The organism is Enterobacteriaceae endosymbiont of Donacia bicoloricornis, from assembly GCF_012567955.1.
In the GTDB taxonomy this organism is placed as follows: domain Bacteria; phylum Pseudomonadota; class Gammaproteobacteria; order Enterobacterales; family Enterobacteriaceae.
On the sequence record NZ_CP046186.1, the window covers coordinates 233,609 to 239,462 of the forward strand.

A 5,854-nucleotide genomic window follows, 5' to 3' on the forward strand; every position below is an offset into this window, starting at 1 on the left:
TAATAATATTATTTATAAGAATAAAATCATTTTTATTATTTAATATATCTAATGATAAATGTATTTCAAGAGTATTAGAACTATCATCTAAGTTAAAAAAAAGAAATTTTTGTTTTTTTTTATTATAAAAAGTACGTATATTACTAATAATCCCACCTATTGTTATTCTTTTAGGTATTTTACTATTTTTTTTAAAATTAATAAGAATATTTTGAATACTCTTTTCTTTTGTATAAAACAAAATTTCTTTTAAATATCCATCTAATGGATGACCTGTTAAATAACAACCTAAAATATTTTTTTCTTTTATAAGAATATTTTTTTTAGTCCAAAATAAATTTATATCATTATTAATATATTTATTATCTTGTATAAAAATTTGGTTTTTTTCATTAAAAAAATCTATTTGACCTGTTTTTTTTTCTTCTAAATATTTATTAATAATTTTTATAATTTTTTCTAAATTATTTATTAATAATCCTCTATTAAAATTAAAATCATCTAATGATCCGGATAATATTAATACTTCCATAATTTTTTTATTTATTTTTTTAAAATTTATTTTAGTAAAAAAATCAAATATAGATTTAAAATAACCATGTTTTTTTCTAGCTTTAAGAATATTATATGCTTGTTGTTGTCCAATTCCTTTAATAGCTCCTAATCCATATATTATATTTTTATTTTTATCTACATGGAATTTATATGAACTTTTATTAATATTAGGTGGTAAAATATTAATTTTTAAATTTTTACATTCATTTATTAAGTAAATAATTTTATTTATATTATCCATTTCTGATGTTAAAACAGCAGCCATAAATTCAGCAGGATAATATAATTTTAACCATAAAGTTTGATAAGATATTAAAGCATATCCAGCAGAATGGGATTTATTAAAACCATATGAAGCAAATTTTTCTAAAAAATTAAAAATTTTCATAGATAAGGTAGTATTAATTTTTAATTTTTTTGAACCATATAAAAAACGTTTTCTTTGTTTTTCCATTTCTTTATGTTGTTTTTTACTAATTACTCTTCTTAAAATATCTGCCTCTCCTAAACTATATCCTGCTAATACTTGAGCTATTTTCATTACTTGTTCTTGATATAAAATTACTCCATAAGTAGATTGTAATATTGGTTTTAATTTTTCATGTTGCCAATTTTTATCGGGATATGAAATAATTTCTCTACCATGTTTACGATTAATAAAATTTTCAACCATACCTGATTGTAATGGTCCAGGTCGAAATAATGCTAATAATGCAATTAAATCTTCAAAATTATCTGGTTTTAACTGTTTAATTAATTTCTTAATACCTGTTGATTCTAATTGAAATATACCTGTAGTTTTAGCTTTTTTTAAAAAATTAAAAATTTTTTTATCATTTAATATAAGATGATTAATATCAATTAATTTTTTATTATTTTTAATTAATTTTTTATTAATTATAGTTACAGCATGATTAATAACAGTCAAAGTTCTTAATCCTAAAAAATCAAATTTTACTAAGCCAATTTTTTCTATATCATTTTTATCAAATTGAGTAACTATATTTTCTCCATTATAATCACAATATATAGTTGTATATTTTATGATATTATCAGGAGATATTACAACTCCACCAGCATGTTTTCCTATATTTCTTATAGTCCCTTCTAATTTCATAGCGGTAAGCACTAATTCTTTTATATTGTTATCTGATTTATATAAATCAGATAACTTTTTATTATTCATAAATGCTTTTTTTAAATTAATACCTAAATCAAAAGGAATTAATTTTGAAATACGATTAATAAAATCGTATGGATATCCTAAAACTCTGCCTACATCTCTTATAACAGATTTTGCAGTCATAGTACCAAATGTGATAATTTGAAATACTAATTCCTTTCCATATATTTTTTTTACATGATCAATTACTAAATCACGTTTTTCCATACAAAAATCAATATCAAAATCTGGTAATGATATTCTTTCGGTGTTTAAAAATCTTTCAAAAATTAAATCAAATTTTATAGGATCTAAATTAGTAATATCTAAAACATAAGCTACTAGTGAGCCAGCTCCAGATCCTCTTGCAGGACCCACCGGGATATTATTTTTTTTTGCCCATTGAACAAATTCCATGACTATAAGAAAATAGCAAGGAAAACCCATTTTATTTATAATATTTAATTCATGATCTAATCTTTTTTTATATATATTTTTTTTTATTTTAAATAAACTTGATTCTGGGTATAAAATTTTTAATTTTTTTTCTAAACTTATATAAGATTTTTTAATAATATATTTTTCTGGTGTTATATTTTTTTCTATAGGAAAATTTGGTAAAAAATATTTACCAAAAGATAGAAAAACATTACATCTTTTAGATATTTCTACACTATTAGATAGTGCTTCAGGAATATCTTTAAATAACAAACACATTTCTTTTGTATTTTTTAGAAATTGTTCTTTACTATAAAGAGATTTACTTTTAATTTTATTTAAATTATATCCTTTATTAATTGCAACTCTAATTTCGTGATGATAAAAATCTTCTTGATTTAAAAAACGTACATTATTAGTTGCTACTATAGGAATAGAAAAATAATAAGATAGGTTTAATATTGAATCAATATAAATTTTTTCATTATCACAATTAGTTCTAGTTATTTCAAAATAAAAACAACTACAAAAATATTTTTTAAAAAAATTAATTATTTTATTTATTAAAATAAAATTTCCTTTTAGGATATTTATCCCTATTTCTCCTTGTAAACTTCCAGATAAAATAATTAATCCTTTATTATACTTTTTAAGTAAATTATAACTAATAACAGGACCTAAATTATTATTATAACCATTTTTATAAGCATAAAAAATTAATAATTTAATATTTTGTAATCCAATGTTATCCATTGCTAATATAGTTAATGTTGAATATTTATTTGAATTAATATTTTCAAATTCTTTTATTTGTAAATCTACACCAATAATAGCTTTTAATCCTAATTGATGTGCTATTTTATAAAATTTTATTAGACCAAATATATTATTAAAATCAGTAATAGCAATTGCAGGCATATTTAATAATACACTTTTTTTTAAAATTTGTTTAATTTTAGCTAAACCATCTTTAATAGAATAATCACTATGTACATGTAAGTGAATAAATTTTGGATCATTCATATTTTTTATTTTATAATTTTCATACACATTATTTTTGATTGACAAATAATTTTATTATTAATTTTTGCTAAACTATTAAAATATATCAATGAATTTTTTTGTTTTTCTAAATTACTTTCTAATATTATTTGATCACCAGGAAAAGCTGGGCTTTTAAAACGTACTTTATCAATTCCTGTGAGATAATAAAAAAAATTTTTATTATTTATACTTTTAAATAATAAAAGTCCTGTAGTTTGTATCATAGATTCTAATAATAATACTCCAGGATAAATTGGTTTTTGTGGAAAATGACCTTGAAAATAAGGTTCATTTATAGAAATATTTTTTATAGCATTTAAAAATGTAAATTTTTTAAATGCTATAATACGATCTACTAAAATAAATGGATATCTGTGTGGTAAAATAGACAATACTTCATGAATATCTGACATATTATTTTAATTATTTTTAATAAAACATAAATTTATTATAAAATTTTTATGTAATTAATTTATTTAAAAATTAAAAACATTATTTTGTTGTTTTGCTAAATCAATTACATCATTTGTTATATCTTTAACATCTTTCATATAAGCTACAGCAGAAGCATCTAAAACAAGATTATAATTACCTTTTTTTGCAATAATATTAATTAAATTATATATAAAAATTAATATTTTGTTACGTGCTTGTTCTTGTTTTTGAGTATTTTTTTTTGTAAAAATTTTTATTTTTTTTAATAAAATATTTTTTTCATATAAAATTTCTTTTTGTATTCTTTCTTGATTTTTTTTTGATAATTTTTCATGTTGTAATTTTTTTACTTTCAATAAAAGTAATTTTTTCATTTTTTCTATTACTAAAAAATCAGCATTTAATTCTTGTTCTAATTTTTTAGACATACTATTTTTTTGAGGAATTGCATAAAAAATTTTTGCAATATTAATTATTACTATTTTAGGACAACAATAACCATTATTAAATGGGATGATTAAAATCATTAATAATAATATATTTTTTAAATAATTTTTCATATAACATATACTCCTATTTATCTTAATTAAGAATAGATTACCATTTTTTTAAAAAATTAAATTGAAAAAATTGAATTTTATCTGTTTTGTATTTTTTAAATGGATATGCAAATGATATATTGATCTCACCAAAAGGTGTATAAAATTGGAAAGATAAACCAATTGAAGATCTTATTTGTGAAAAAATGTTAAAATTTGGGATTTTATACAATTTAAATAAATAATTATCTTTCCATGAAGTATCTATTACATTACCAATATCTAAAAATATAGAAGATCTTATTTGTTCTATATATTGATTATCAAAAAATAAAATTGGAATTATTAATTCATTATTTATATTAAATAAAAAATTACCTCCAACAGTATTATTAGATAAACAAATAGTTTTTCCATCATGACAATGATATTTTTTTGAAGAATAATATATAGCTTTAGGACCAATACTATTGGTTTGAAAACCTCTTATTGTATTCGAACCTCCTAAATAAAAATTTTTATAAAAAGGATATTTACCACCTAAAAAACCATTACCATAACCAAAATTACTTTTAAATAAAAAAACTAAAGGATTATCTTTTAAGTAATTTTTAAATATTTGCAAATTTAAAGGAATATATCTTGAATAATTAAAATAAATTTTATAATTACGATTTTTACTATACCATGGAACAGAAAAATATGTTTTTAATGAACTTAATATTCCATCTTCTGGTAATAAATCTAAATTTTTTAAATTACTATATAAAAAAGAATAATTAATATTAAATTCATCTAATGAATAATTATTATATAATTTATTATATTTTTTATATCCTATATGTCTAAGATAATTCCATAAATATAATTCTGGTTCAATATTACTAATATTATTTTGTACAAATCCAATACTATTGGTAATAGTATAATCATTATTAATAGGGAATTTTAAAATTCCAAAAAAACCTTTATTTCTATTGATATAATTATAAAATGAATTATTATCTTCATTAATTGTATTTAAAAAAACTTTTATCCCGGCATTAATTTTTTTAAAGAGAATATGATTTTTCATAATAAAAAATTGTAAAAAAGAATGATAAAAATCTTTATTAAAGTTGATATCTATATCATAGCCAGTACCGATAAAATTATTTTGTTGTAAAGCAGTATTAAATCCTAATAAACCTCCTTCAACTATTCCTAATCCTGATTTTACAAATCCTTCATTTTTCTCATCTACTTGATATATTACATCTAATGTATTTTTTGAATCATAATTTTTATGAAAAAATATTTCTACTTTATCAAAGTATCCTAAAGAATATAATTTCTCTTTACTTTTTTTTATTAATTCAATATTAATTGGATTTCCTTCTATTTGTAATAATTCATTTCTTAAAATATAATCTTTAGTAAAATTATTTCCTAAAAAATTAATTTTTCTTACGTAATATTTACGATTAGTTTTAATTTTAAAAATTATATTTATTTTATTATTTTTTTCATCAATAGTTGTTTTTATTATAATTTGTGAATCTAAAAATCCATTTTCTTCTAAAAATTTTTTTATTTTATATTTTAAATCTAAAATTTTATTATTTTGGTATATTTCACCAGTTGAAATATTAATTATATTTTTAATATATTTAGAATATTTTTTTTTATCAATGTCTAATAT

At 18.7% G+C, this 5,854-nt stretch carries 4 protein-coding genes; all 4 read right to left on the reverse strand.

Features of this window, described 5'->3' with window-relative positions:
* A partial coding sequence (dnaE, locus tag GJU03_RS01095) for a DNA polymerase III subunit alpha (protein ID WP_168918858.1) occupies positions 1–3,178 on the reverse strand: 3,178 nt, incomplete at its 3' end.
* Positions 3,179–3,183: 5 nt separating this feature from the next.
* The gene (gene fabZ / locus GJU03_RS01100; RefSeq protein WP_168918859.1) at positions 3,184–3,612 is read right to left on the reverse strand and encodes a 3-hydroxyacyl-ACP dehydratase FabZ; all 429 of its coding nucleotides are present in this window, start codon (positions 3,610–3,612) and stop codon (positions 3,184–3,186) included.
* 63 nt (positions 3,613–3,675) lie between these two features.
* The gene (locus GJU03_RS01105) at positions 3,676–4,194 is read right to left on the reverse strand and encodes an OmpH family outer membrane protein (RefSeq protein ID WP_168918860.1); all 519 of its coding nucleotides are present in this window, start codon (positions 4,192–4,194) and stop codon (positions 3,676–3,678) included.
* A 37-nt stretch (positions 4,195–4,231) separates the two neighbouring features.
* Positions 4,232–5,854 (reverse strand): outer membrane protein assembly factor BamA (bamA, locus tag GJU03_RS01110; RefSeq protein WP_168918861.1); only part of this gene is annotated, 1,623 nt, incomplete at its 5' end.